A 22,456-nucleotide genomic window follows, 5' to 3' on the forward strand; every position below is an offset into this window, starting at 1 on the left:
GTAATAAATACTAATTAAGGTGTCACTTTTTTATTCCACTTGTTTTTAAAATATTGGAATAATTTCGAAAGAAATAACAGGAACATGGAATCGAAGAAACCCAAAAACAAAAATTTTACAATAAAAGTAACCGAAAATCAATACAAGGAGTTTAGTGAAATAGCGACTTCAAATGGCTTAACCAAATCTAGCTGGGGCAATGTTTTGTTATCTACACACAAACATAATTTTGAAAACGACGAACTGTCAGCTGAAGGCAACGAACTAGTGGATACAATGATGTTACTTCTTACGCAATTACTGGAAAAACTTGAAATTTGGAGAACTGGGGACAATCCTCGCTCCGCACAGTTACTTATAACACAAATGAAACTGGCTATTGAAATACTAGATAGTATCAAGTTTATTAGCGATAGTAGTGCGAATGAACTTATTGCAAATTATCGTTCATTATACCATCGTCAAATAATTTAAGTAAGTCAGAATACTTGTAAAATATACGCTTACCGACTTTTGACACTGTCACTTTATAATCTGAGGCAAAGTTTGCCATCTTGGTATTACCATAACCAAAAAACTCTTGTACGACCTTACGCGGTATCCAATCACCAATGATTGATATCTCCTTAAGTTCCCGCTGCTTATTGTCATTTGTTTCCATAGTATCTATTTTAGTACTAAGGTCGTTCAAATAAATAAACCTAAATGGAATAAAAATCAGACAAGTTTAGAAACAATTGTTCAACACGTTTTATTTTAAACCTTCTGTTGCCAGGAGGGCCATAGGTTAGTTCTAAGTCGTCACCTTCTTTTCCCCATAATATTTCTTTATCTCGAATTAATAAATTCACCAAATCGAAAAATTCGCACTTATAGTCGGACTCATTAAAACTATCACCAATTAACTCCTTATTTCTTTCTAAATCATGGATGTACATTAGATGAAATTGTAGCTTATGAGGAAAATTATATGCTTTTTTCACTATACTTCTCAAGCCGTTTTTAGCTCTTAACAATTTATAGTCTTCATTTTCAGCGTTGGCTTCACTTTCAATTTTGTTGAAGGTATTTTTTAATACCTGTTCCTCTCTAGTCAGTTTTCCTTTGATTTCACGTCTATGAATACCAAGCAAATGGTTATTCAAGTCAGTGTCACTAATTTCGGAATCCTCCCTCAGTTTATTTGAGAAAAAGGCATAACTATAGATGTTAAAAATGCTCATGATATTGTGAAAGTCCCACTCAAACTTAGAGCTATCAATAAACTGTTTTACCATTTTGCTTGTTTGTTCTCCATCAATAAAGTAATTTGTTACTGAGCTACTAACTTTAAGGTTGGTCATTAAATCTAATACTTCATTATCGTTAAATACTGAGAAAATTATAATATCCGCGTTTAAATTCATCAGCTTCTCGCCAGGTTGAAGTTTTAGATAGTCCTCAGCAAAACCCTTCCAGTGAAGTAATAATTCGCTTCTTTTAAAGTTTAAATAAGCTATGTTGAAACCAGAAAGACCAGTCATGTAATTAATGTGCTGTATCCCTCTGTTTATATACTTTTCTTCAATCATTTAATTAGGTGTTTAAAATGCTTCTGTAACTTCTTTTTGGCGTCTTTTAATATCTGATCATTAACAAATAAATAATGGCTGTCCATGTCTTGAGACTGGGTATGCCCCATGAGAGTCTTTACAACGAGGCTTTCTCTAATTCCTGATTCATGAATGGACTGCCTAAAAAATCGTCTAGCGCTATAGCTAGTAACATTATAGTCTATACCCGCTAAAATGGCAATTAATTTTAAATTCAAGTTAGTTTTATCCAAGCTACGCTTAGGTAAAATCCGGTCTTCAGGGATATTACCAGAATATTTTTTCACAATATTCTTTGTCTGTTTTGTAAGAAATTGTTTTACGCTAACATTTGATTTCTTTCTGTAAAGCTGAATATAACCATTTTTTATATCAGTTGTGGTCAAATTAATTGCATCACAATGGCTTAGCCCTGTATAACACAGAAACAAAAATATGTCTCTATACGGTTGAAGTTTTGGTTTTTGACTTAAATCAAGTTCCACAATACGTCTAAAATCTTCATTGGTTAATCTGGGTTTAAACGATTTTTTTGGTGTGGCTCTAACCCCCATGAAAGGGTTACTATTTATACGTTCTTCATGTTGAAGTTTCACAAAAAACGGTTTAATATTTTTAATAACGCTATTAATGGATTGCCCTTTAAGACCAATTTTACCAATCTCATGATTTGGCTGCTTTAAATAATTTAAGAACCAATTGGCATGTTTTCTTCTAAACTCTTCAACTCTTAAATCTTCGAGTTTATGAATACTCAAAAAGGAACAGAAGTGGTTAATAGACTTCTTGTAGTTCTTCTTTGTGCCAAGTGCTTTATCTCTGTCTGGTAATATATCATTGGTGTAGTAGCCTCTAATGGCTTCTAACAAGTTAGAGTTATCTACTTCGCTTTTTCTGTTTAATAAATGATCTCGAATATCCTTTGGTTTGATATAGGCCAATTCGTTATGATATTCCCTGAGGTAATTATGGAATTCATTTTCCAGAGTATTTAGCATGAGATTATAGGCTTTGTATTGTTCAAATTGTTTTTTAAACCTCTGGGTTTCTTTATCCCAATACTCTAATGCAGCACTGGAAACTGGTACTAAGCTAATTCTTCCTTCAGCTTTCTTACCATTAAGCAGTATCCAAAGATAAATTGGGATTCTGTTGGTTTTTACACTTTTCTTATGGACGTTGGGGTAAAATTTCAATGAAATTGACATGGTTTTAATTTTTAGTGAAACGTAATTAAATCGATTTGATAATTGTGGAAGAAAAAATGGACACGTAAAATTTCACCATAGACATCTTTACCCTGTTTTGGTGAAACGTTAAACCTGACCTCGAACATGACAAAGTCTTGTGCCCTAAAGGCTTAAGGAGAAATAGGAAAAGGTGAAATCGTTTCGCCTTTTTGGTGAAACATGCGTTTTTGGTGAAATTTTGGTGAATCATTTTAGTGGTTTTAAATGAACTTCACCGAAACCAAGAGAAACAAAAATCCCCGTCGTTACTGGTGTAACGCGGGGAAGTGAAAAATACTGAAAATAAAAAAGTGATCGCGACAGGATTCGAACCTGTGACCGTCTGCTTAGAAGGCAGATGCTCTATCCAGCTGAGCTACGCGACCGGACCGAGTGTCTAGAAAATGTCTAACAGACATTTTTAACGAAGGGGCCAGCTTGCGCTAGGCCACGCCATTTAAGGCACTCAATTTAAAGGATTAACTACGTTGATCCTGAAAACTTTTTAGGATTACGTCGCTATGCTCCGTGATCCTATATTGGCGTTGCCAATTAAAGCAAACTCTCATTTTCCTTAAGAAAGCGAGCCTTCTACGAAAAATCCTCGTTTGCTTTGTTTGTCGGGGTGGCAGGATTCGAACCTGCGACCTCCGCGTCCCAAACGCGGCGCGATAACCGGGCTACGCTACACCCCGGACTGAGCGTTTAAAAATGTCTTGTAGACATTTTTAGCGAAAGGGCCAGCCGGTGTGTTGGCCTTTCTATTCTCATTCTGGCGGAGAGACCGGGATTCGAACCCGGGCAACACTTACGCGTTGACAGATTAGCAATCTGCTCCATTACCACTCTGGCACCTCTCCTAAATTTATAAGAACGTTTCTTAAAATTGCGGATGCAAATGTAACTTAACATATTAAAGAACGCAAAAAATTTATTCGATTTTTTAATTCTTTTGGCATAATTAAGGGATTAATCTTAAGATCAATTTCAAAATGAAACTTTAACGTATTTTTACTACTCACTTTTTTACATTTTCAATAGCTTCGTCTTGCTATGTCCAAGGAAAACCAACTTATTAAATTCACTAAAAAAGGCATCTATTGCCCACAAGGAAAATTTTATTTGGACCCTTGGTATCCAGTGGATTATGCGATTATTTCCCATGGCCATGCAGATCACGCACGTTGGGGTATGAAACGCTATCTCTGTACAGACGATTCAAAAGCTATATTACAACATCGCTTAGGTGCCGCTATTAAAATTGAAAGTATGCCCTATAACAAGGCTACTACTATTAATGGGGTTGAGATAAGTTTTCATCCTGCAGGCCATGTTATTGGATCGGCACAAATTCGCCTAGCGTATAAGGGTTATGTAGTCGTCTTTACAGGAGATTACAAAACCCAACCCGATTTTATTACCACACCTTATGAACCTGTAAAGTGCAATACCTTTATTACCGAAAGTACATTTGGATTGCCTATTTACAACTGGAAATCAGAAGAAGCATTACAAGAAGACCTGCATTCTTGGGTAAAAACGAATCAACAAAATAATCGTACTTCCGTTTTTCTTGGTTATTCTCTAGGAAAAGCACAGCGCCTTATGTCTTTATTAGAAGGAGGTGATGATATCTATGTGCATCGTTCTATTCATAATTTGAATGAGGCTATTTCTAGTTCCGGAATTGAACTTCCTGAAACTAAATTATGGTCTGCGGACTTGGATAAGAAAACACTTCAGAATGAAATAATCATTGCACCACCAGCACTTTTAGGATCACGTATGCTCAAACGTGTGCCAAATCCAGCGACAGCGATATGTTCGGGTTGGATGCAAATTCGTGGAAATAGACGCTGGCAAGCAGTTGACGCTGGTTTTGCGGTTAGTGATCATGCCGATTGGAATGGCTTAATTTCTGCCGTAAAAGCTTCGGAGGCTGAACAGGTGTATGTTACGCATGGTTCGCAAGCCGTGTTTTCAAAATACTTAAACGAGCTTGGCATTAAAGCAGATGAATTAGTGACTGAATACGGTGATGAAGCCTTAGCTAAAGCAGAAGCAGAAACGGATAAAGCTACGGTAAAATGAAGTTATTTTCAGACCTCATAAGTGCCATAGAAATCACCAATAAGACCAATGCTAAAATTGAAGCCTTGGTCAATTATTTCAAAATAGCACCAGACAAGGACAAATTGTGGCTCATCGCTTTGTTTACCGGTAAAAGACCGTCGCGTCCTGTTAAGACCACCTTAATGCGCGAATGGTGTATGGAAATCACCAAATTACCAGAATGGCTGTTTTTAGAAAGTTATAGCGCGGTAGGTGACTTAGGGGAAACCATGGCGTTATTATTACCATCACCAAGCCATAAATTAGACTTATCCTTGCACGAATGGATGACCGAATTAAAAGCTTTAAAACCTAAAACCGATGACGAAAAAAAAGCATTTGTTTTAGAAGCTTGGTCTGGACTGGACCAACAAGAGCGATTGATTTTCAACAAACTTATTGGCGGTAGTTTTAGAATTGGTGTGTCTAAAAAAACTTTGGTCAACGCTTTGGCAAGGCTAACCAATATTGATGCCAACCAATTAATGCATAGTATCATAGGGAATTGGGACGTTGAGTCCATAACTTTTGAAGAGTTGATTCATGGTAACCATATTAATTATGATAATTCAAAACCCTACCCGTTTTGTTTGGCTTATGCTTTGGAAAAAGAATTACCGGATTTAGGTGAACCAAAGGACTGGATCGTAGAACAAAAATGGGATGGTATTCGCGGGCAGATTGTAAAGCGTAATAACGAAATCTATATTTGGTCTAGAGGTGAAGAATTGGTGACCCAACAATTTCCAGAGTTGGTAGAAGCGATGCAGAATTTCAAGGACGATTTTGTTATTGACGGTGAGATTCTTGCTTTAAAGGATAACGACGTATTGCTATTTAACGATTTGCAGAAACGTCTTAATCGTAAAAACGTCACAAAGAAGCTCTTAGAGGATGTGCCTATCGGTTTTTATGCTTATGACATTCTCGAATACAATGGTGATGATATTCGCGAAACTGCTTTTGACAAACGTCGCAAACGGTTAGAGTCTCTTTTTAATGCTGTGGCTTTACCCGAACATATTAAATTATCCTTTCTTGTTGATTTCACGGAATGGGAAACGCTTCATGAAATCCGAAACAATTCCAGGGCCATAAATAGCGAAGGCTTAATGTTGAAGCAGAAAAAATCACCGTATCACACGGGTCGTAAAAAGGGCGATTGGTGGAAATGGAAAGTAGATCCATTGACCATAGACGCGGTTATGATTTATGCGCAAAAGGGTAGTGGACGTCGAAGTTCGAAGTATACGGATTATACCTTTGCGGTAAAGAAGGATGATGCTTTGGTTACAGTGGCTAAGGCCTATTCAGGATTAACGGATAAAGAAATTACCGAGATTTCGCAATGGGTGAATAAGAATGCCATTGAAAAATTTGGGCCAGTAAGAACAGTAAAGCCAGAGCTTGTTTTTGAAATCGCTTTTGAAGGCATCGCATTGAGCAATCGTCATAAATCTGGTGTCGCCTTGCGTTTTCCACGTATTGCAAGATGGCGAAAAGATAAACCTGTAGAAGAGATAGATACTATTGAAGCTGTAAAAGCACTCATTTTGTCATGCTGAACTCGTTTCAGCATCTATTAATTTTTCAATGAAAAGAGCCTATCACAATTATTGGGTTTACATTTTGACTAACAAACCAAAAGGATCATTATACATTGGTGTTACAGGAGGTCTGGATGATAGAATGGAACGACATATCAATAATGAAGGCAGTAAGTTTACTTCAAAGTATAATTTGAAAATATTGGTGTATTATGAAGAATATCAATTTATTGAAGATGCCATTAAAAGAGAAAAATAATTGAAAAATTGGCATCGAGAGTGGAAAATAAACCTGATCGAAAAAGAAAATCCGAATTGGGATAATTTGTGGACACCATTAGGAAATAACTAAAAATGAGATTCCGAAACAAGTTCGGAATGACAGTTTTAAAGGAAAAAGATTAGGGTTTTGTCATGCTGAACTCGTTTCAGCATCTCTAAATCAGCGATAATAAATTTTAGATTCCGAAACAAGTTCGGAATGACAGAACTTTGTTATGTTGAATTAATTTCAGCATCTCAACACCAAATAAATTAGACCCTGAAACAAGTTCAGGGTGACAATTATGAATTTTAGAGATAGCGAAGGTTTAAGAATAATCAACAATTGGATGGCAGAAAAAGGTATTGCCCCTTTTCCTTTTCAATTACAGACTTGGCAACGTTATGCCAATGGTTATTCAGGTATGGTGGTGGCACCAACAGGATTTGGTAAAACCTTTTCAGTGTTTTTAGGAGTTGTTATTGACTATCTTAATCATCCCGAAAAGTATCCTAAAGGTTTAAAACTATTATGGATAAGTCCTTTGCGATCCTTGGCAAAAGACCTGGCCAAAGCTATGACAGAAGCTGTGGATGATATAGGTTTAGATTGGACAGTACAAGTTAGAAATGGTGATACGCCAACAGCTGTTAGGCGTAAGCAAGAACGAATGATGCCAGATGTTTTGCTTACCACACCAGAAACCATGCACTTACTGTTTTCTCAGAAAAAGAACTCGAGATGGTTTAAAGGTGTAAGATGTGTGGCCATAGACGAGTGGCACGAACTGATTGGAAATAAACGAGGCGTGCTCACAGAATTGGCTATTTCGCAATTAAGATACTATTCACCTAAGCTCAGAATTTGGGGAATCACTGCAACTATTGGAAATTTGGAAGACGCCAAGCACGTCCTTTTACCGTATTCAGATTTAAACATCACTCAAATTACGGCAAAGCAACGAAAGAAATTGGATATTATCTCAGTACTTCCGGATGAGATTGAAGTTTTACCGTGGGCAGGGCACTTGGGTGCAAAGATGGTTGATAAGATTCTACCGATTATCGCCTCTAATACCACAACCTTAATTTTTACGAATACCCGAGGACAAGCCGAATTATGGTATCAGCTATTGCTTAATGCACAACCGGATTTAGCTGGGCTTTTGGCCATTCATCATGGATCTATTGACAAAAAATTACGTAATTGGATCGAGGATAATATTGCTTCAGGTTATTTAAAGGCCGTGGTATGCACATCCTCGCTAGATTTAGGTGTGGATTTTAAACCTGTAGATTGTGTGATTCAAATTGGTTCTGTGAAAGGTGTAGCCAGATTTATGCAACGTGCAGGACGAAGTGGTCATTCACCATTTGAGCGTTCAAAGATTTACTTTATTCCAACACATTCTTTAGAATTGGTCGAAGTTTCAGCGTTAAAGGAAGCTATAAAAAATAAACAAGTCGAATCACGCGACCCAATGGTATTGACATTCGATGTTTTGGTGCAATTCATGGTAACGCTAGCGGTTGGTGAAGGATTTGATTCTGAGAAACTATTTGCTCGAATTAAAGAAATTCATGCTTTTCAATATATAACAAAAGATGAATGGCAATGGTGTATACAGTTTATTACCAAAGGCGGAAAGACTTTAAATTCTTATGAAGAATTCCATAAGGTGATTTTGGATGAAGATGGTTTATATAAGGTGAAAAGTCGACGTATTAGCATGTTGCATCGTATGAATATTGGAGCCATTGTAAGTGAAGTCAATATGATGGTGAAGTATATTTCTGGTGGCTATATAGGTATGATTGAAGAGTTTTTTATTTCAAAGTTAAAACCTGGTGACAGCTTTATTTTGGCAGGACGAATTTTGGAATTGGTACAGATAAAAGATATGACGGCTTTGGTAAGACGAAGTAAGGCCAAAAAAGCGGTATCCCCAAGTTGGTTAGGTGGTCGTTTACCTTTAACGTCTCATCTAAGCCATTATTTACGTTTGAAGCTATCTGATGCGCTTCAGCCTGGTCGCTTAGAGAAGGAACTACGCTTTTTAAATCCTCTGATAAGCCGACAAGACGAACATTCACACATTCCGAAATCAGATGAGTTTTTAGTAGAAATGATAGAAACCAAAGATGGTCATCACTTGTTTATGTATCCTTTTGAAGGTCGCTTGGTGCACGAAGTGTTTTCGGCTTTAATGGCTTATCGTATCAGTAAGTTAAAACAAATTACCTTCACCATTGCCATGAACGATTATGGTTTTGAATTGTTGAGCGATCAACCAATTCCCGTAGATGCAAACAATATTGAAGCATTACTGCGTAAGGAAAATCTCATGGACGATGTTGTTGCGAGTATTAACGCTTCGGAAATGGCATCTCGAAAGTTTAGGGATATTGCAGTTATTGCTGGATTAGTGGTGCAATCGCAACCAGGAACACGAAAGAACAATAAAAGCCTGCAATCCTCATCGGGTTTGATTTTTAGGGTTTTAGAAGATTATGAGCCTGACAATTTGCTATTGCGACAAGCCTATACAGAAGTTTTTAATCAACAATTAGAAGAAGCAAGACTACAACAGGCATTTGAGCGTATTTCAAAAAGTAAAGTCATCTTAAAGCATGCCAAGTCCTTTACACCATTGAGTTTTCCGCTTAAAGTAGATAGTTTACGAGGTACCATGAGCAATGAGAAACTAGACAAACGCATTCAGCGTATAAAAGAACAAGCTTTTAAAATCGAATAGTCCTTACGAAATGAGCAAAGTGATTGAGAAATCACATAATTTTGATTTCTATTGATTATGTGATGTCACACATACGTTCGACATGATACAAAATGCAAATTGTAACCGAACATATTACGTTAAAAAATGAGGATGTCATCCTCACCAATCAGCGCGCGATTTATTGGGAAAGAGAAGAGGCTTTGATACTTTCAGATATTCACATAGGTAAAACCGCCCATTTTAGACGTCATGGTATACCAATACCTGATGGTATCTTGCAAAAGGATTTAAATCGTTTAAAGGAGTTGATTCTCCATTTTAATGCTAAAGAATTATTTATAGTTGGTGATTTATTTCATGCAGAAACGAATAGTGACATGGCTACCTTCAAACAATGGTTGACGCAGTTTGAAGATTTAAATCTCGTCCTAATTAAAGGCAATCACGACACACAGTCTTTGCGCTTAATGGATGATTTAGGCATTGTAGTTATGGCCCAATTGGAAATTGAACCATTCATTTTCTTACATGAGCCTATGGACAACACTCTAAATTTATTTACGATTTCAGGGCATACTCATCCAGGGGTTTTAATAAAAGGTAGGGGAAAACAAAAATTAAAGTTACCATGCTACCAAGTCACAGTGAATCAATTGATATTACCAGCTTTTAGCTTATTTACTGGCTTAAATACAAGAAATATTCCAAAGGATGCGTCGTGTTACGCTTTTACAGATACTTCGATTTTTAAGCTTTAAATTGCATTTCATCGAATAATTAATACTTTTTATCGATAATTGAATTAACTTTTATATGTTTGTCCTCCAAATCTTTTGTATCAGTCTAACTGATTCAAAAAACTATTAACCTATGAGAAACCTACTTAAATTTATCCCATTCTTTGGTATTGCCTTAGTTTTTAAGGCATGTATTACTGAGCCTTTAGACAGTGCAGTTACCAATCAGGAATTCAATTCAAGTACATTTGATACTAATTGTACTGGCGATTTACCCAAAACGCGCTTAATTAATAACGGAACTATCGCATTTGACTTGCAAGTTATAAACGCAGATGGTATTGCTGAAATTACAATTTTGAGTATAGATCCAGGAATAACAACCACATGGAATGAATTTGAAGTTGGAGAGGTGGTTTTTTCAGTATCTAACGATACACCAATGATAAATGACGAAAAAGTTGTGCTAGATATGGATACATGCATGGGTTATGAAATTGTGATTGGACCAGATAATAGTATTGAATCCTTCGATCCAATCATATTTTAGTACATATCACAACGATCTTTTCATTGGTAATATTTGTAGTAAAAAACAAATACAATGACCCACCATCTTTTAGCCTAAATTTTTTACGAATATCGCCTACTGATAACGGAAAATTTCTTGTAGTTACATTGGCTTTACTAAGCTTTTCTTTTGCAATTAATTTTTTGTTGAAAGGGATGACCTTTTCAATTTTAAAACGTCTACCTGGAAAGTCAATGAGGTTTTCAGAGGTGTATAGATGTGAATGCTTATGAATTTTCGGTATATCGAGAATATTACTTAGAATTTCAAAAGCGCCAGCTTTTAATACAGCTGCATTTGGTTCATATAGGTAAGTGAGCGGCATACTTATTTGAGCATTGCTTTTGGATTCATCATCAAAGGCATAATTAAATTCTTGCTTTTTGGTTTTTGTGATGTTAACTGTTTTTACTCTGAAGTCAGCTTCATAATCGCGTTCTAAAATCCAAAGTAATTCTTTTACTTCATTATTAACCGCAATGATGTGTAATGCCTTTACTTGTTTTAAATCATTTCGTGTAGCCTTTATATCTAATAGAGGTGATGTTTTTATCATCACGTTTTTTGCATATTTTAGAAATAAGCCTTGAAACGTTTTTACGTTTGGTGTGCAATCGGATAGTAAAAATACCTTCTTTTTGCTATCGTCGCGACGCGAAGGATCTATATAAATCCAATCGAATTGGGAATCAATTCGTTTTAAGGCATCGATACCATTTTCGTTTAAACAGGTTATATTTTGGATACCTAGGGATTTATAGTTGTGTTTTACAATTTCTGATAGTTCAGTGTTTATTTCGCAATGTGTTATAGTTTTAATCTTTTTAGAAAAATAAAAGGAATCCACACCGAATCCACCAGTTAGATCAATTAGAGTTTTTCCAGAAATCAGTTCTGATTTATATTTTGCTGTAATCTCTGACGATGTCTGTTCAATATTAAGCTTATTTGGATAGTAAATATTTTTAGTTTGAAACCATGTTGGTAGTTTCTTTTCACATCGCTTCTTTGCTTCAATTTGTTCAACAATTAGTTTGGTATCGACCTCAGTGAAAGGTATACCTCGCAGTAATAGATTTGCGATATCAGTATTTAGATTGGAGCCAATAAACTCCTGAATTTTACTATTGAGAATTTCAGGATGCACTTTTTAAAGTCCCTTGGTTAAACTTTTAACTACCTTGTAGTCAGACAAGAATTCCTTTAGAATAACCTTTATGGCTGTATAAGTTGGTACTGCAACAATCATCCCAACAATACCGAATAAAATACCAGCAATGACAATTACCAAGAAAATTTCTAACGGATGAGATTTTACACTTTTGGAGAAAATGACAGGCTGGCTGAAGAAATTATCAACTAATTGGGCAATTATAAAACCTATCATTACATAAGTCGTTTTAGGCAATATAACTTCACTAAAGCTTTCTCCTAGATTACTGGACATGCTTAAAAGCAACATTAAAAAACCGCTGATCAATGGGCCAATGTATGGCACCAAGTTTAACAAAGCGCACAAAAACGCTATGACAACGGCATTTTTTATGCCGAATATTAGGAGAACGATTGTATAAATGACAAACAGAATTAATATTTGAAAAATTAAACCTACAAAGTATCGAGATAGAAGATCTTTTATAGATGCTATTGAGCGCTTTGTCCGTGACTCATTTTCTTTAGTGACAAAAGTTAAAATGCCATTTTCAAATAATTGACTGTCTTTTAAAAAGAAAAACGAAATAAACAACACCGAAAATAACCCAATACTAAAACTACCTAGCCCACTAACAAGGTTATTTAAAAATTCAGGAATGTATGCAAAGTCTAATTTGGACAGTAAACCAGAATCTTTAATTGATTGTTCAACGTCAATATTGTTAAATTCAAAATAGTTAACCACTTGATTGTACAGATTTTGTACATTTTCTTGTAATTGTTCAATATCTAATAAAGCCAAATTTTGTCCTTGTTCGGCGATTAATGGAATAAACAGTCCAATTAACCCAATAAATAAGGCAATAAACAATACCATTGTTACGATTACGGCCAAGGTATTGTTGAATTTTAAGCGCCGTCTTAAAAAAAGTATTATAGGCCTGCCAACAAGTGAAATTACCGCAGCAACAGCAATATATACAATAACGGCTTGTATCTCATTTAGAAAATAAAGGACTAGAGCGATGCCAACTAGTATTGCCAGTGCCCTTAATATGCCGTTTGCGATTACTTTAGAATTCATATTTCAAAGATGCCGAATTAAATTCAGCAAGACAAATTTTCGTGTATAATCAAAATGTCAAAAATTAAAATTAAAGGATAATTCAAAAGTACTTTTGGGTAGTCACTTGGCATTAATTCTTTAAAATTGTTTAAGTCGATTAGTAATTTCGTACAATGCAATGCTGGTTGCCTGAACAACGTTCATACTACTATTTTTGCCATACATTTGGATATGTACAACGGTATCGCACCTGTTTAAAATAGAATTATGTATGCCGAAGTTTTCGTTTCCTATTATGAGCGCAATTGGTTTTTTTCCATCAATATTTAATGTGCTTAAAGGGGTGCTGTTTTCTGTAATTTCCAAGGCAATCAATTGATAATTATTCAGAGTATCGATAACCGTTTCAATAGAATTAGAAATTTCAAATGGGACATATTTTTCAGTAGAGCGGGAGGTTTTTGTCATTCGCCTTCCAATAGGAATAGTTTCACCACAAAAAATAACTTTTTCAATTCCAAATGCATCTCCAATCCTGAATAAACTGCCAATATTTGGTGCATTTGATACATTATCACAAACAAGAATAATCGGGAACCGATATTGTTTAAACTTGCTATCGTGATGGGTAAGTTGCAATTGGATACAATTTAGTTCTCAAAGGCATATTTTACGATATTAGCACCCATTTTAAGTGCTTTTTCTCTAACCTCTGCTGGGTCGTTGTGTACTTCTTGATCTTCCCAGCCATCACCAAGATCGCTTTCAAAAGTAAACAGCAACAACAGCCTACCTTCATGAAAAATACCGAATGCTTGTGGTGCTTTACCATCGTGCTCGTGAATTTTTGGCAATCCGTTTGGAAATTCATAAGCCGATGAAAAAATTGGATGATTTTTTGGGATTTCTAACACCTCCTTATTCGGAAAAACTTTCTTCAATTCTTTAGTGATATAGGGTTCCATGCCATAATTATCATCAATATGAAGAAAACCACCTGACAATAAATATTTTCTAAGGTTTTCTGCATCGTCATCACTGAAGAAAACATTGCCATGACCTGTCATGTGAATAAATGGGAATTGAAATATATCTATACTCCCAACGTCTACAGCTTGAACGTTTTCTTTTATGTTGGTATCTATATTGTCATTACAAAAGGCAATAAGATTAGGAAGTGCGGTAGGGTTACTGTACCAATCGCCACCACCTCTATATTTTAAAACAGCTACTTCTTGAGCGTTCCCTATGGAGAAAATGAAGCAAAAAACAATAAAATATTTCATTACGATTCATTAATTAATGCTACTGAATGGCAGGCTACGATACCAGCGGTTTCAGTCCTTAACCGTGTTTCTCCCAAAGTTACAGGAATAAAATTATTTTGCAGTGCTTGTTGGATTTCTTTAACACTAAAATCACCTTCCGGACCAATTAATATTATACAATCTTCATTTGGGTTTAAACAAGTCTTGAGTGTTTTTCTGTCTGTGTGGTTACAGTGTGCAATATACTTCTGTTTTGTGTCAATTTGTGTTATAAAATCTCTAAATGAAATGGCGTTTTTTAATTCTGGAAGATAATACTGTAGGGACTGCTTCATAGCCGACTGAATAATCTTTTCAAATCGTTCAGACTTTACAACTTTTCTTTCACTGTTATCACAGATAACGGGCGTTATGGTTTCTACACCAATTTCGGTAGCCTTTTCTAAAAACCATTCGTAACGATCGTTCATTTTAGTTGGAGCCACTGCCAAATGAAGCTTAAAACCCCGTGGTTTATGAAAGGATTTATTTTTTATTTTAATTGAGCATCGTTTAGGGTTTATCTCAATTAATTTGCCAGTAAAAAGCCAACCTTTACCATTGGTCATATTAATGGATTCTCCGAGCTTTTTTCGAAGTACCTTTACAATATGTCTGCTTTCTTCTTTACTAAAAGTAAAGATGTCATTTTCGCCACTAATATTTGAACTATAAAAAAGTTGCACTAAGGTTTAGCTTCTGTGATTCTTAAAACGGTGATTTCTTCAATATTTTTTGGCTCATGTGTCTTTAGAATAACATAGTGCCATTTTTTGTTCTCGATATCTACTGTAAATATATCGTCAGTATTATGGGACTTTACAGCCTTTTCAAACTTTTGATGCATTTTTCCGTCTTCAAACCAACCTAAGTCACCTCCTCGGCTTGCATTTCTATCCATTGAATAACGTTTGGCTAAATCCTCAAAACGATACCCATTTTTATAAAGTCTAATAATATTTTGGCGTTTGGAAATAATTTCTCCAAAAGACATTTTATTGCCATCTAAAAAAATGTAACTTACTCTATTATGCGGTATTGCTTTCTTATCTACAATCTTGTAATAAGTATTATTGTATTCTGATTTAACTACTTTTTTTCCACCTCTAGAAAGCTTAAAAAGATCGTCGGCTAGTAGGGTTTTGTGTTTTTCCTTATTGAATACAATTACTTTTCCCTTTAGTTCTTTATTGTCCTTAATGAACGACTTAGCATCTTCAGGAGACACTATAGAATCAAGTTTTATTTCGTATTTATTCTGTCCGTATAAAACGATTGGAACAAAAAGGAATGCAATAAAAAGTTGTTTCATAACATGATTTGAGATTGATTTATTCACAAAACAACTAAATTTTAATCTTATTCAGGGAGAGTAATTACTCGGCTTATCAACAGATGTTTTAACAATTTAAATTTTTAGCCTGGCTTTAGCCATCACATCAAAATCTGAAAAGTCTTTTTCTAGGTACTTTAAATATCCAACAATTGCTATCATTGCCGCATTATCTGTAGTGTATTCAAATTTTGGAATATAAGTTTTCCAGCCATGTTTTTGTTCTGCACTTTTAAGCGCTTCTCTTATACCAGAGTTTGCAGAAACACCACCACCAATTGCAATGTGGGTTATACCTGTTTGTTTTACTGCTTGCTTAAGCTTATCCATTAGAATACCTACAATGGTGTATTGAATAGAGGCACATATATCGTTTAGGTTTTTTTTAATAAAATCCGGGTTAGCTTTTGTTTCACGTTGCACAAAGTAGAGTATGGCTGTTTTTAATCCTGAAAAACTAAAATTAAGTCCATCTACTTTTGGTTTAGTGAATTTAAAGGCTTTAGGGTTACCTATTTGAGCACGTTTGTCAATTTCAGGTCCTGCAGGGTAGCCCAGCCCTAGTAATTTTCCACTTTTATCATACGCTTCTCCAACCGCATCATCAATGGTTTCTCCTAAAACCTCCATATCAAAGTAGTTTTTAACCTTTACAATTTGGGTATGTCCTCCTGAAATAGTAAGCGCCAGAAATGGGAATGGTGGTTTGTTATGACCGTCTTCTTCTATAAAATGAGCTAGGATATGGGCTTGCATGTGGTTAACATCAATCAAAGGGATGTTCAAGCCAAGTGCTAAGGACTTAGCAAAGGATGTGCCAACAAGCAGAGAACCCATTAAACCAGGGCCACTTGTAAAGGCTATGGCATTTAATTGCCTTTTTGAAATACCTGCTTTTTTTATTGCTTGATGTACCACAGGAACTATATTTTGTTGATGTGCCCGTGATGCTAGTTCTGGAACGACGCCACCATATTCTGCATGAATTTTTTGATCTGCCACAACATTGCTTAAAATGGTATCGTTACATAGAATAGCTGCCGATGTATCATCGCATGAGGATTCGATTCCAAGAATATAAATATTTTCGTTTTTCATGGCTAATTTTAGGCACAATAATTGTTAATTTTACCATTATAGTCTAAATGTATACATAACAACGTATTGTATATACAAAGGTAAGGAGATTTCATTCATTAAGAAGCTTTAATTCTATCAAAAGGATACTTAAAATAATTGGAAAAATAATAGGCATATTTCTGCTTGTCTTTTTTATTATTTTTCTGATTTTGGCCATACCTGCCGTACAAACTAGACTTGGTAAATATGCCACAAAAACAATCAACAAGGACTTTAATACGGATATAAATATAGGCAGAGTTGGACTGCAATTAAATGGCGATGTAGAACTAAAAGAAATTTTAATCAGAGATTACAAAAAAGATACGCTTATTAGTATAGGTGAATTAAATACTTCGATAATTAGTTTCAAAAATCTGTATAACAGTAAGTTAAATTTTGGGGATATTGATATTGAGGACTTGCTATTTAATTTAAAAACCTATGAGGGCGAGGAGGATACCAATCTGGATGTTTTTGTAGCAAAATTTGACGATGACAATCCAAGGCAAGGCCCAAGTGAATTTTTATTTTCTTCGAGCGATGTTTCTATCGAAAATGGTGCGTTTAGACTTTCGGATGAAAATCTTGATAATTCTGAAGTTTTTGAATTTAGTGGTCTTGATGCCAATACTACCGATTTTGTAATTAGTGGTCCAAATGTGAGTTCAAGGATTAACAAATTAAGCTTTACAGACAGTAGAGGTATTATGGTAAAAAATCTTATGGCAAATTTTGAGTATACGCTTAGCCACATGATTTTTAACAAGCTAAATATTAAAACGAAGGCTTCAGAATTAAAAGGCGATTTAAGATTTGATTACAAACGGGAAGATCTGAAAGACTTTACGGATAAGGTAAATGTTACAGCCAGTTTTAGAGACTCTAGTCTGTCATTGACTGAATTAAATGTTTTTTTTGATGAATTTGGCATAAACCAAAAGGCAAATATTAATGCAGATTTAAAAGGAACATTAAATAATTTGGAAGCAACAAATCTTGATGTTAGCACCACAAGAAACACTAAGATTGTTGGTGATATAACGTTTGTAAATCTATTTAGTAATGAGCCCAATAGCTTTGCTTTAAATGGTAAGTTTCAAAATTTAGCTTCAAACTACAAAGACTTAACGGCCTTATTGCCCAGAATTCTTGGAAAGGTAATACCATCCGTCTTTTCTAATGTTGGAAATTTTAGGATTTCTGGGACATCGAAAATCACAGAGAGTTCTGTTGATGCCAAAATTAAAATAGATACAGACCTTGGTCTGATTGATTCTGACTTAGAGCTTAATAGAATAAATAGTATTGACAATGCAAGCTATATTGGAAATATTGTTTTTGAGGAGTTTGATATTGGTACATTTTTAAATGACCCTACCTTGAAGAAAATATCTGCCAATTTAGATTTAGACGGTAAAGGTTTTAGACTTGAAAATCTTAGAACAGATGTAAAGGGTCAAGTTTATAGACTTAATTATAACAATTACGATTATCAAAATATCGAAGTCTCTGGCAATTTAGGTAATAAGGTATTTAATGGTATTTTAAGGGCTAATGACCCAAATTTACTCTTGGACTTTAATGGGCTAGCCGATTTTTCAAAAGAAATTAAAAATTTTGATTTTAACGCTAACGTCGGTTATGCTAATCTCAGAACATTAAATTTTGTTACCAGAGATAGCCTTTCTGAGTTTAAAGGAAAAGTTAGAATGACTGCAAGAGGTTCGAGTTATGATAATGCTACTGGAGCAATTAATATCAAAAACACGGTTTATAAGAACCAGGATAGTGAGTATAGATTTGAGGATTTTGATATAGTATCTGCCTTTGCTAATGAAGAACGGACTTTAACGATTAACTCGCCGGATATTGTAAGTGGTAGAATAATAGGAAAATATAGAATACGCGATATTATTAAGTTAGTAGAAAATTCGCTAGGAAGCATATACACTAATTACATACCATATGAAGTCGAAAAGGGGCAATACCTCAACTTTAATTTCAATATATACTCTAAAATCGCAGCGGTATTTTATAAGGATTTGTTCTTAGGCAAGAACACGTTTATAAAAGGAAAAATTGAATCTGATGATCAAGGATTTGACTTATCCTTTAATTCGCCTGAAATTAAATTTCAGAAGTATTTTGCCAATGACATAAAACTTACTGTTGATAATCGTAATCCTATCTACAATACATTTATTGAAATAGATTCCCTAAGTACTGGAATTTATAATGCATCTGACTTTACTTTAATAAATGTCACTAAACGAGATACACTTTTAATAAAGACAGAATTTTCTGGTGGAACAAGCAACCAAGATAATTTTGATTTAAACTTATTCTATACTATCGATGAGACCAATAATTCTGTGGTTGGATTTGGTAAATCTGATATAAGATTCAAAAATTTTGAATGGGAAGTTAACTCTGAAAAAGACACGCTTAATAAAGTCCGTTTCGACAAGGAATTCAAAAACTTTGATATTTTCCCACTAAAAATAAACCAAGGAAGAGAAGAAATAGTTGTTTCGGGATCATTGTATGATGGTGGCAATAAGAACCTTGAGGTAGATTTTAACAATGTAGAATTGGTTAAAATTACGCCACGTATAGATAGTTTGGCTCTTCAAGGCGTAGTGAATGGTAAGATTGACATCGAGCAAAATAATGGTGTTTATCTGCCGAAATCTGATATAGAAGTTTCCAATTTATTTGTAAACGATTATGACCTTGGTAATCTTAAGGCGAAAATTGAAGGAAATAACTCGATAACCAACTATGACGTTGATATAGAATTGGTTAATGATAATCTTAAGTCCTTTGGGGCAAAAGGATTTCTAGATGTAGCAAAAGACAACCCGAGTATAGATTTAGATGTAGTTTTTGAAGAATTCTTATTGGACCCTTTGAATCCGTTAGGTGAAGGGGTAATTAGCAATATAAGAGGTTTGGTTTCTGGTAGTGCAACAGTTACTGGAAGTCTCAACAAACCAGATATTAATGGTGAGTTATTTATGGACAGGGCAGGCCTGTCCATACCCTACCTTAATGTAGACTATGGTTTTGATTTCGATTCTAAAGTAACCTTGAGAGAACAACGGTTTATTTTTAATAACGTTGCCATGACTGATTCTAAATTCTTCTCCCAAGGTTATTTAAATGGTTATATTGAGCATGATAATTTTTCCGATTGGGTATTGGGTCTCGATTTAATTACCGACAGGTTGTTAGTGTTAAATACAGATGAGAAAGAGGATTCATTATATTATGGAGATGGTTTTGTAGCTGGCGAAGCGACGATTGTAGGACCAACAGACCAATTGATTATTAAAGTCGTTGGGAGCACAGCACCAGGAACTGTTTTTAATATACCACTTAATGATTCTGAAAGTTTTGGTGATAACTCATTCATTCATTTTTTAACGCCTGAAGAAAAACAAGCAAGGATAAATGGTGAAATAGTTGAACAAATTGAAGTTACAGGCCTGGAATTAGATTTTGATTTAGATGTTAACCAAAATGCAACCATAGAAATTGTTATAGATAAAGAAGCCGGAAGTACCATAAAAGGAACTGGAGAAGGAGGATTGAAATTCCTGATAAATACCAATGGCACATTTAATATGTGGGGCGATTTCTCAGTTTTTGAGGGAATTTATAATTTTAAATATGGCGGTTTTGTTGAAAAGAAATTCGAAGTTGAACAAGGAGGAAGCATTGTTTGGGAAGGAGACCCAATGGGTGCTGAAATTAATCTCAAAGCAATTTATAAAACAACTGCGAATCCATCTGTTCTTTTGGACAATCCAATCACACAGCGTATTCCAGTTGAGGTAGACATTTATCTGACAGGCGATTTGGAGCAACCACAACCCGATTTTGATTTACGATTTCCAAATGTAACGTCAACAGTAAAATCAGAACTTGATTACCGACTATCTTCTAAAGATGAGCGAAATAATCAAGCCTTGACTTTACTTGGAACAGGAAGTTTTTCTAGTGGAATCAGAGGAATTAATTTTACGGGTACGATTTCAGAGCGACTTTCTGGTATTGTGAATAATATAATTGGAGGCGATAATGATAATTTAAATGTTGGTATAGACCTTGAACTCGGTGAGAACACACCAGAACTTCAAACGGATAATAGATTTGGACTTACACTTCAAACTCAAATAAGTGATAAAATACTTGTAAATGGTAAGCTTGGTGTTCCATTTGGGACTGCACAACAGACCACAATTACAGGAGATGTTCAGGTAGATTGGTTGCTCAATGACGATGGTACCTTTAGAGCAAAGGTGTTTAATAGAGAAAATACCATTAGAAACTTTGGTGAGGAAATTGGTTATACCCAAGGCATTGGTTTATCGTATAATGTAGAATTTGATACTTTCAAGGAGTTGCTTCAAATTATTTTTTCGGGAAAAAATAGAAAGGATAAAATTCAAAATAATGTTGAGGAGAAAATAGAAGAACAAAGCGATAGTTTTTTACCCGAATATATAACGATGAAGGATAAAAAGTCCAAATCTAAATCCTAATATTCTCTAGTTTTTTCATTTGTTAAAATAGTTATCAACGAAAACGTTTGAATTGTTTTCGTGTTTTGATTTTTATGACAATAGTCACTTTTATGTGTCTATTCTTTATTAATTTTACTGAAATTAATTCATTATAATGCTGCAAACTATTAAAAGAGTTGGTGTCATGACTTCGGGAGGAGATTCTCCAGGCATGAATGCCGCTATCCGATCTGTAGTTCGAACATGTGCATTTCATAACATTGAGTGCTTTGGGATTTACCGAGGCTATGAAGGTATGATTGATGGTGATTTTGTAAAAATGGATGCGCGTAGTGTAAAAGGAATTATAGATAAGGGAGGCACGATACTAAAATCTGCACGCTCCGAAGAATTCAGAACAAAAGAAGGTAGACAAAAAGCTTACGACCAATTAAAAAAAGCAGATATTGATGCGTTCGTTGTTATTGGTGGCGATGGTAGTTTTACCGGTGCTATGATATTCAATCAGGAGTTTAATTTTCCAGTAATGGGAATTCCTGGTACAATAGATAATGATATTTTCGGTACTACTCACACCTTAGGTTTTGATACTGCTTTAAATACAGTTGTACAAGTAATAGACAAAATCAGAGACACTGCGAGTTCACATAATAGATTATTTTTTATCGAGGTAATGGGCCGTGATGTAGGTCATATAGCTTTAAATGTTGGTGTTGGTGCAGGAGCAGAAGAGATACTTATACCAGAAGAGGATCTGGGATTAGATAGGTTGCTTGATTCGTTAAGACGAAGTAAGCAATCGGGAAAGTCGTCGAGTATTGTGGTGGTTGCCGAAGGGGATAAAATAGGTAAGAATGTTTTTGAGCTAAAGGACTATGTAGACCAAAACTTATCCGAGTATGAAGTAAGGGTTTCGGTATTGGGCCACATGCAAAGAGGCGGTTCTCCATCTTGTTTTGATAGGGTATTGGCAAGTCGTATGGGTGTAAAAGCTGTCGAAAGCTTAATTACAGGAAAGAGTAATTATATGGTTGGTTTAAAGAACGATATAATGGAACTTACACCTTTTGATCAAGCAGTAAAAGGAAAATCAAAAATTAATATGGAACTCCTTAGAGTTTCAGATATAATGACAATATAATTATACACTAAAATTT

General features: G+C 34.9%; 19 protein-coding genes and 3 tRNA genes. 9 read left to right on the plus strand and 13 right to left on the minus strand.

Annotated features, from left to right (window positions below):
• Window positions 1-84 precede the first annotated feature (84 nt).
• Window positions 85-474, plus strand: a complete 390-nt coding sequence (locus tag LBU54_RS08450; protein ID WP_224528304.1) for a hypothetical protein — start codon at window positions 85-87, stop codon at window positions 472-474.
• Here the strand turns inward: LBU54_RS08450 and LBU54_RS08455 are convergent.
• From LBU54_RS08455 to LBU54_RS08480, 6 genes are all read right to left on the minus strand, one after another.
• Window positions 431-661, minus strand: coding sequence for a hypothetical protein (locus LBU54_RS08455; protein WP_224528305.1), 231 nt, complete (start codon window positions 659-661; stop codon window positions 431-433). The two genes, LBU54_RS08450 and LBU54_RS08455, sit on opposite strands and share 44 nt — an antisense overlap.
• 40 nt (window positions 662-701) lie before the next feature.
• Window positions 702-1,571, minus strand: coding sequence for a hypothetical protein (locus LBU54_RS08460; RefSeq protein ID WP_224528307.1), 870 nt, complete (start codon window positions 1,569-1,571; stop codon window positions 702-704).
• The gene (locus LBU54_RS08465; RefSeq protein WP_224528309.1) at window positions 1,568-2,800 is read right to left on the minus strand and encodes a tyrosine-type recombinase/integrase; all 1,233 of its coding nucleotides are present in this window, start codon (window positions 2,798-2,800) and stop codon (window positions 1,568-1,570) included. Before LBU54_RS08465 ends, LBU54_RS08460 begins: the two co-directional genes overlap by 4 nt.
• 333 nt (window positions 2,801-3,133) lie before the next feature.
• Window positions 3,134-3,207, minus strand: a tRNA-Arg gene (locus tag LBU54_RS08470).
• A gap of 234 nt (window positions 3,208-3,441) precedes the next feature.
• Window positions 3,442-3,516: transfer RNA gene (locus tag LBU54_RS08475), tRNA-Pro, on the minus strand.
• Between the two features lie 78 nt (window positions 3,517-3,594).
• Window positions 3,595-3,681: transfer RNA gene (locus tag LBU54_RS08480), tRNA-Ser, on the minus strand.
• A gap of 193 nt (window positions 3,682-3,874) precedes the next feature.
• Between LBU54_RS08480 and LBU54_RS08485 the strand changes: the two genes are divergently transcribed.
• The 6 genes from LBU54_RS08485 (at window position 3,875) to LBU54_RS08510 (ending at window position 10,766) form a co-directional block, all read left to right on the plus strand.
• The gene (locus LBU54_RS08485; protein WP_224528311.1) at window positions 3,875-4,912 is read left to right on the plus strand and encodes a ligase-associated DNA damage response exonuclease; all 1,038 of its coding nucleotides are present in this window, start codon (window positions 3,875-3,877) and stop codon (window positions 4,910-4,912) included.
• The gene (locus LBU54_RS08490) at window positions 4,909-6,498 is read left to right on the plus strand and encodes an ATP-dependent DNA ligase (protein WP_224528313.1); all 1,590 of its coding nucleotides are present in this window, start codon (window positions 4,909-4,911) and stop codon (window positions 6,496-6,498) included. Before LBU54_RS08485 ends, LBU54_RS08490 begins: the two co-directional genes overlap by 4 nt.
• A 28-nt stretch (window positions 6,499-6,526) precedes the next feature.
• Complete coding sequence (locus LBU54_RS08495) at window positions 6,527-6,739, plus strand: GIY-YIG nuclease family protein (protein WP_317196321.1); 213 nt, start codon at window positions 6,527-6,529, stop codon at window positions 6,737-6,739.
• A 307-nt stretch (window positions 6,740-7,046) separates the two neighbouring features.
• The gene (locus LBU54_RS08500; protein WP_224528315.1) at window positions 7,047-9,497 is read left to right on the plus strand and encodes a ligase-associated DNA damage response DEXH box helicase; all 2,451 of its coding nucleotides are present in this window, start codon (window positions 7,047-7,049) and stop codon (window positions 9,495-9,497) included.
• A 92-nt stretch (window positions 9,498-9,589) separates the two neighbouring features.
• Window positions 9,590-10,237: a ligase-associated DNA damage response endonuclease PdeM gene (gene pdeM / locus LBU54_RS08505; protein ID WP_224528316.1), complete on the plus strand. Its 648-nt coding sequence runs from the start codon at window positions 9,590-9,592 to the stop codon at window positions 10,235-10,237.
• A 112-nt stretch (window positions 10,238-10,349) separates the two neighbouring features.
• Window positions 10,350-10,766: a hypothetical protein gene (locus LBU54_RS08510; protein WP_224528318.1), complete on the plus strand. Its 417-nt coding sequence runs from the start codon at window positions 10,350-10,352 to the stop codon at window positions 10,764-10,766.
• Here LBU54_RS08510 and LBU54_RS08515 read toward each other — a convergent pair.
• From LBU54_RS08515 to tsaD, 7 genes are all read right to left on the minus strand, one after another.
• Window positions 10,756-11,934 (minus strand): THUMP-like domain-containing protein, encoded by a 1,179-nt coding sequence (locus tag LBU54_RS08515; protein ID WP_224528322.1) that lies wholly within the window; start codon window positions 11,932-11,934, stop codon window positions 10,756-10,758. The two genes, LBU54_RS08510 and LBU54_RS08515, sit on opposite strands and share 11 nt — an antisense overlap.
• Window positions 11,935-11,937: 3 nt before the next feature.
• Window positions 11,938-13,026 carry an AI-2E family transporter gene (locus LBU54_RS08520; RefSeq protein ID WP_224528325.1) on the minus strand — a complete coding sequence of 363 codons (1,089 nt, stop codon included), beginning with the start codon at window positions 13,024-13,026 and terminating at the stop codon, window positions 11,938-11,940.
• A gap of 120 nt (window positions 13,027-13,146) precedes the next feature.
• Window positions 13,147-13,647, minus strand: a complete 501-nt coding sequence (locus LBU54_RS08525) for a TrmH family RNA methyltransferase (RefSeq protein ID WP_224528327.1) — start codon at window positions 13,645-13,647, stop codon at window positions 13,147-13,149.
• An 11-nt stretch (window positions 13,648-13,658) separates the two neighbouring features.
• Window positions 13,659-14,294, minus strand: coding sequence for a DUF4159 domain-containing protein (locus LBU54_RS08530; protein WP_224528329.1), 636 nt, complete (start codon window positions 14,292-14,294; stop codon window positions 13,659-13,661).
• Entirely contained in the window at window positions 14,294-15,001 is a 708-nt protein-coding gene (locus LBU54_RS08535) for a 16S rRNA (uracil(1498)-N(3))-methyltransferase (RefSeq protein WP_224528331.1), read from the minus strand. Before LBU54_RS08535 ends, LBU54_RS08530 begins: the two co-directional genes overlap by 1 nt.
• Window positions 15,001-15,627 (minus strand): peptidylprolyl isomerase, encoded by a 627-nt coding sequence (locus LBU54_RS08540; protein ID WP_224528332.1) that lies wholly within the window; start codon window positions 15,625-15,627, stop codon window positions 15,001-15,003. The genes LBU54_RS08535 and LBU54_RS08540 overlap by 1 nt, the downstream gene beginning before the upstream one ends.
• Window positions 15,628-15,723: 96 nt before the next feature.
• Window positions 15,724-16,746, minus strand: coding sequence for a tRNA (adenosine(37)-N6)-threonylcarbamoyltransferase complex transferase subunit TsaD (tsaD, locus tag LBU54_RS08545; RefSeq protein ID WP_224528335.1), 1,023 nt, complete (start codon window positions 16,744-16,746; stop codon window positions 15,724-15,726).
• 191 nt (window positions 16,747-16,937) lie between these two features.
• On the opposite strand from tsaD, the gene LBU54_RS08550 reads away from it, so the two are divergent.
• Together LBU54_RS08550 and pfkA are read left to right on the plus strand one after the other, a co-directional pair.
• Entirely contained in the window at window positions 16,938-21,317 is a 4,380-nt protein-coding gene (locus LBU54_RS08550; RefSeq protein WP_224528336.1) for a translocation/assembly module TamB domain-containing protein, read from the plus strand.
• A gap of 136 nt (window positions 21,318-21,453) precedes the next feature.
• Complete coding sequence (pfkA, locus tag LBU54_RS08555; RefSeq protein ID WP_224528337.1) at window positions 21,454-22,440, plus strand: 6-phosphofructokinase; 987 nt, start codon at window positions 21,454-21,456, stop codon at window positions 22,438-22,440.
• The last annotated feature ends 16 nt before the right edge of the window (window positions 22,441-22,456 follow it).

This window comes from Winogradskyella alexanderae, assembly GCF_020166335.1.
GTDB lineage: Bacteria > Bacteroidota > Bacteroidia > Flavobacteriales > Flavobacteriaceae > Winogradskyella > Winogradskyella alexanderae.

Excerpts from the sequence above, each read along its gene's own strand:
- LBU54_RS08510 (WP_224528318.1), top strand. The coding sequence starts at position 10,350 with ATGAGAAACCTACTTAAATTTATCCCATTCTTTGGTATTGCCTTAGTT.
- LBU54_RS08460 (WP_224528307.1), bottom strand. The coding sequence starts at position 1,571 with ATGATTGAAGAAAAGTATATAAACAGAGGGATACAGCACATTAATTAC.
- LBU54_RS08485 (WP_224528311.1), top strand. The coding sequence starts at position 3,875 with ATGTCCAAGGAAAACCAACTTATTAAATTCACTAAAAAAGGCATCTAT.
- pdeM (WP_224528316.1), top strand. The coding sequence starts at position 9,590 with ATGCAAATTGTAACCGAACATATTACGTTAAAAAATGAGGATGTCATC.
- pfkA (WP_224528337.1), top strand. The coding sequence starts at position 21,454 with ATGCTGCAAACTATTAAAAGAGTTGGTGTCATGACTTCGGGAGGAGAT.
- LBU54_RS08465 (WP_224528309.1), bottom strand. The coding sequence starts at position 2,800 with ATGTCAATTTCATTGAAATTTTACCCCAACGTCCATAAGAAAAGTGTA.
- tsaD (WP_224528335.1), bottom strand. The coding sequence starts at position 16,746 with ATGAAAAACGAAAATATTTATATTCTTGGAATCGAATCCTCATGCGAT.
- LBU54_RS08520 (WP_224528325.1), bottom strand. The coding sequence starts at position 13,026 with ATGAATTCTAAAGTAATCGCAAACGGCATATTAAGGGCACTGGCAATA.
- LBU54_RS08540 (WP_224528332.1), bottom strand. The coding sequence starts at position 15,627 with ATGAAACAACTTTTTATTGCATTCCTTTTTGTTCCAATCGTTTTATAC.
- LBU54_RS08500 (WP_224528315.1), top strand. The coding sequence starts at position 7,047 with ATGAATTTTAGAGATAGCGAAGGTTTAAGAATAATCAACAATTGGATG.
- LBU54_RS08495 (WP_317196321.1), top strand. The coding sequence starts at position 6,527 with ATGAAAAGAGCCTATCACAATTATTGGGTTTACATTTTGACTAACAAA.
- LBU54_RS08530 (WP_224528329.1), bottom strand. The coding sequence starts at position 14,294 with ATGAAATATTTTATTGTTTTTTGCTTCATTTTCTCCATAGGGAACGCT.
- LBU54_RS08450 (WP_224528304.1), top strand. The coding sequence starts at position 85 with ATGGAATCGAAGAAACCCAAAAACAAAAATTTTACAATAAAAGTAACC.
- LBU54_RS08490 (WP_224528313.1), top strand. The coding sequence starts at position 4,909 with ATGAAGTTATTTTCAGACCTCATAAGTGCCATAGAAATCACCAATAAG.
- LBU54_RS08455 (WP_224528305.1), bottom strand. The coding sequence starts at position 661 with ATGGAAACAAATGACAATAAGCAGCGGGAACTTAAGGAGATATCAATC.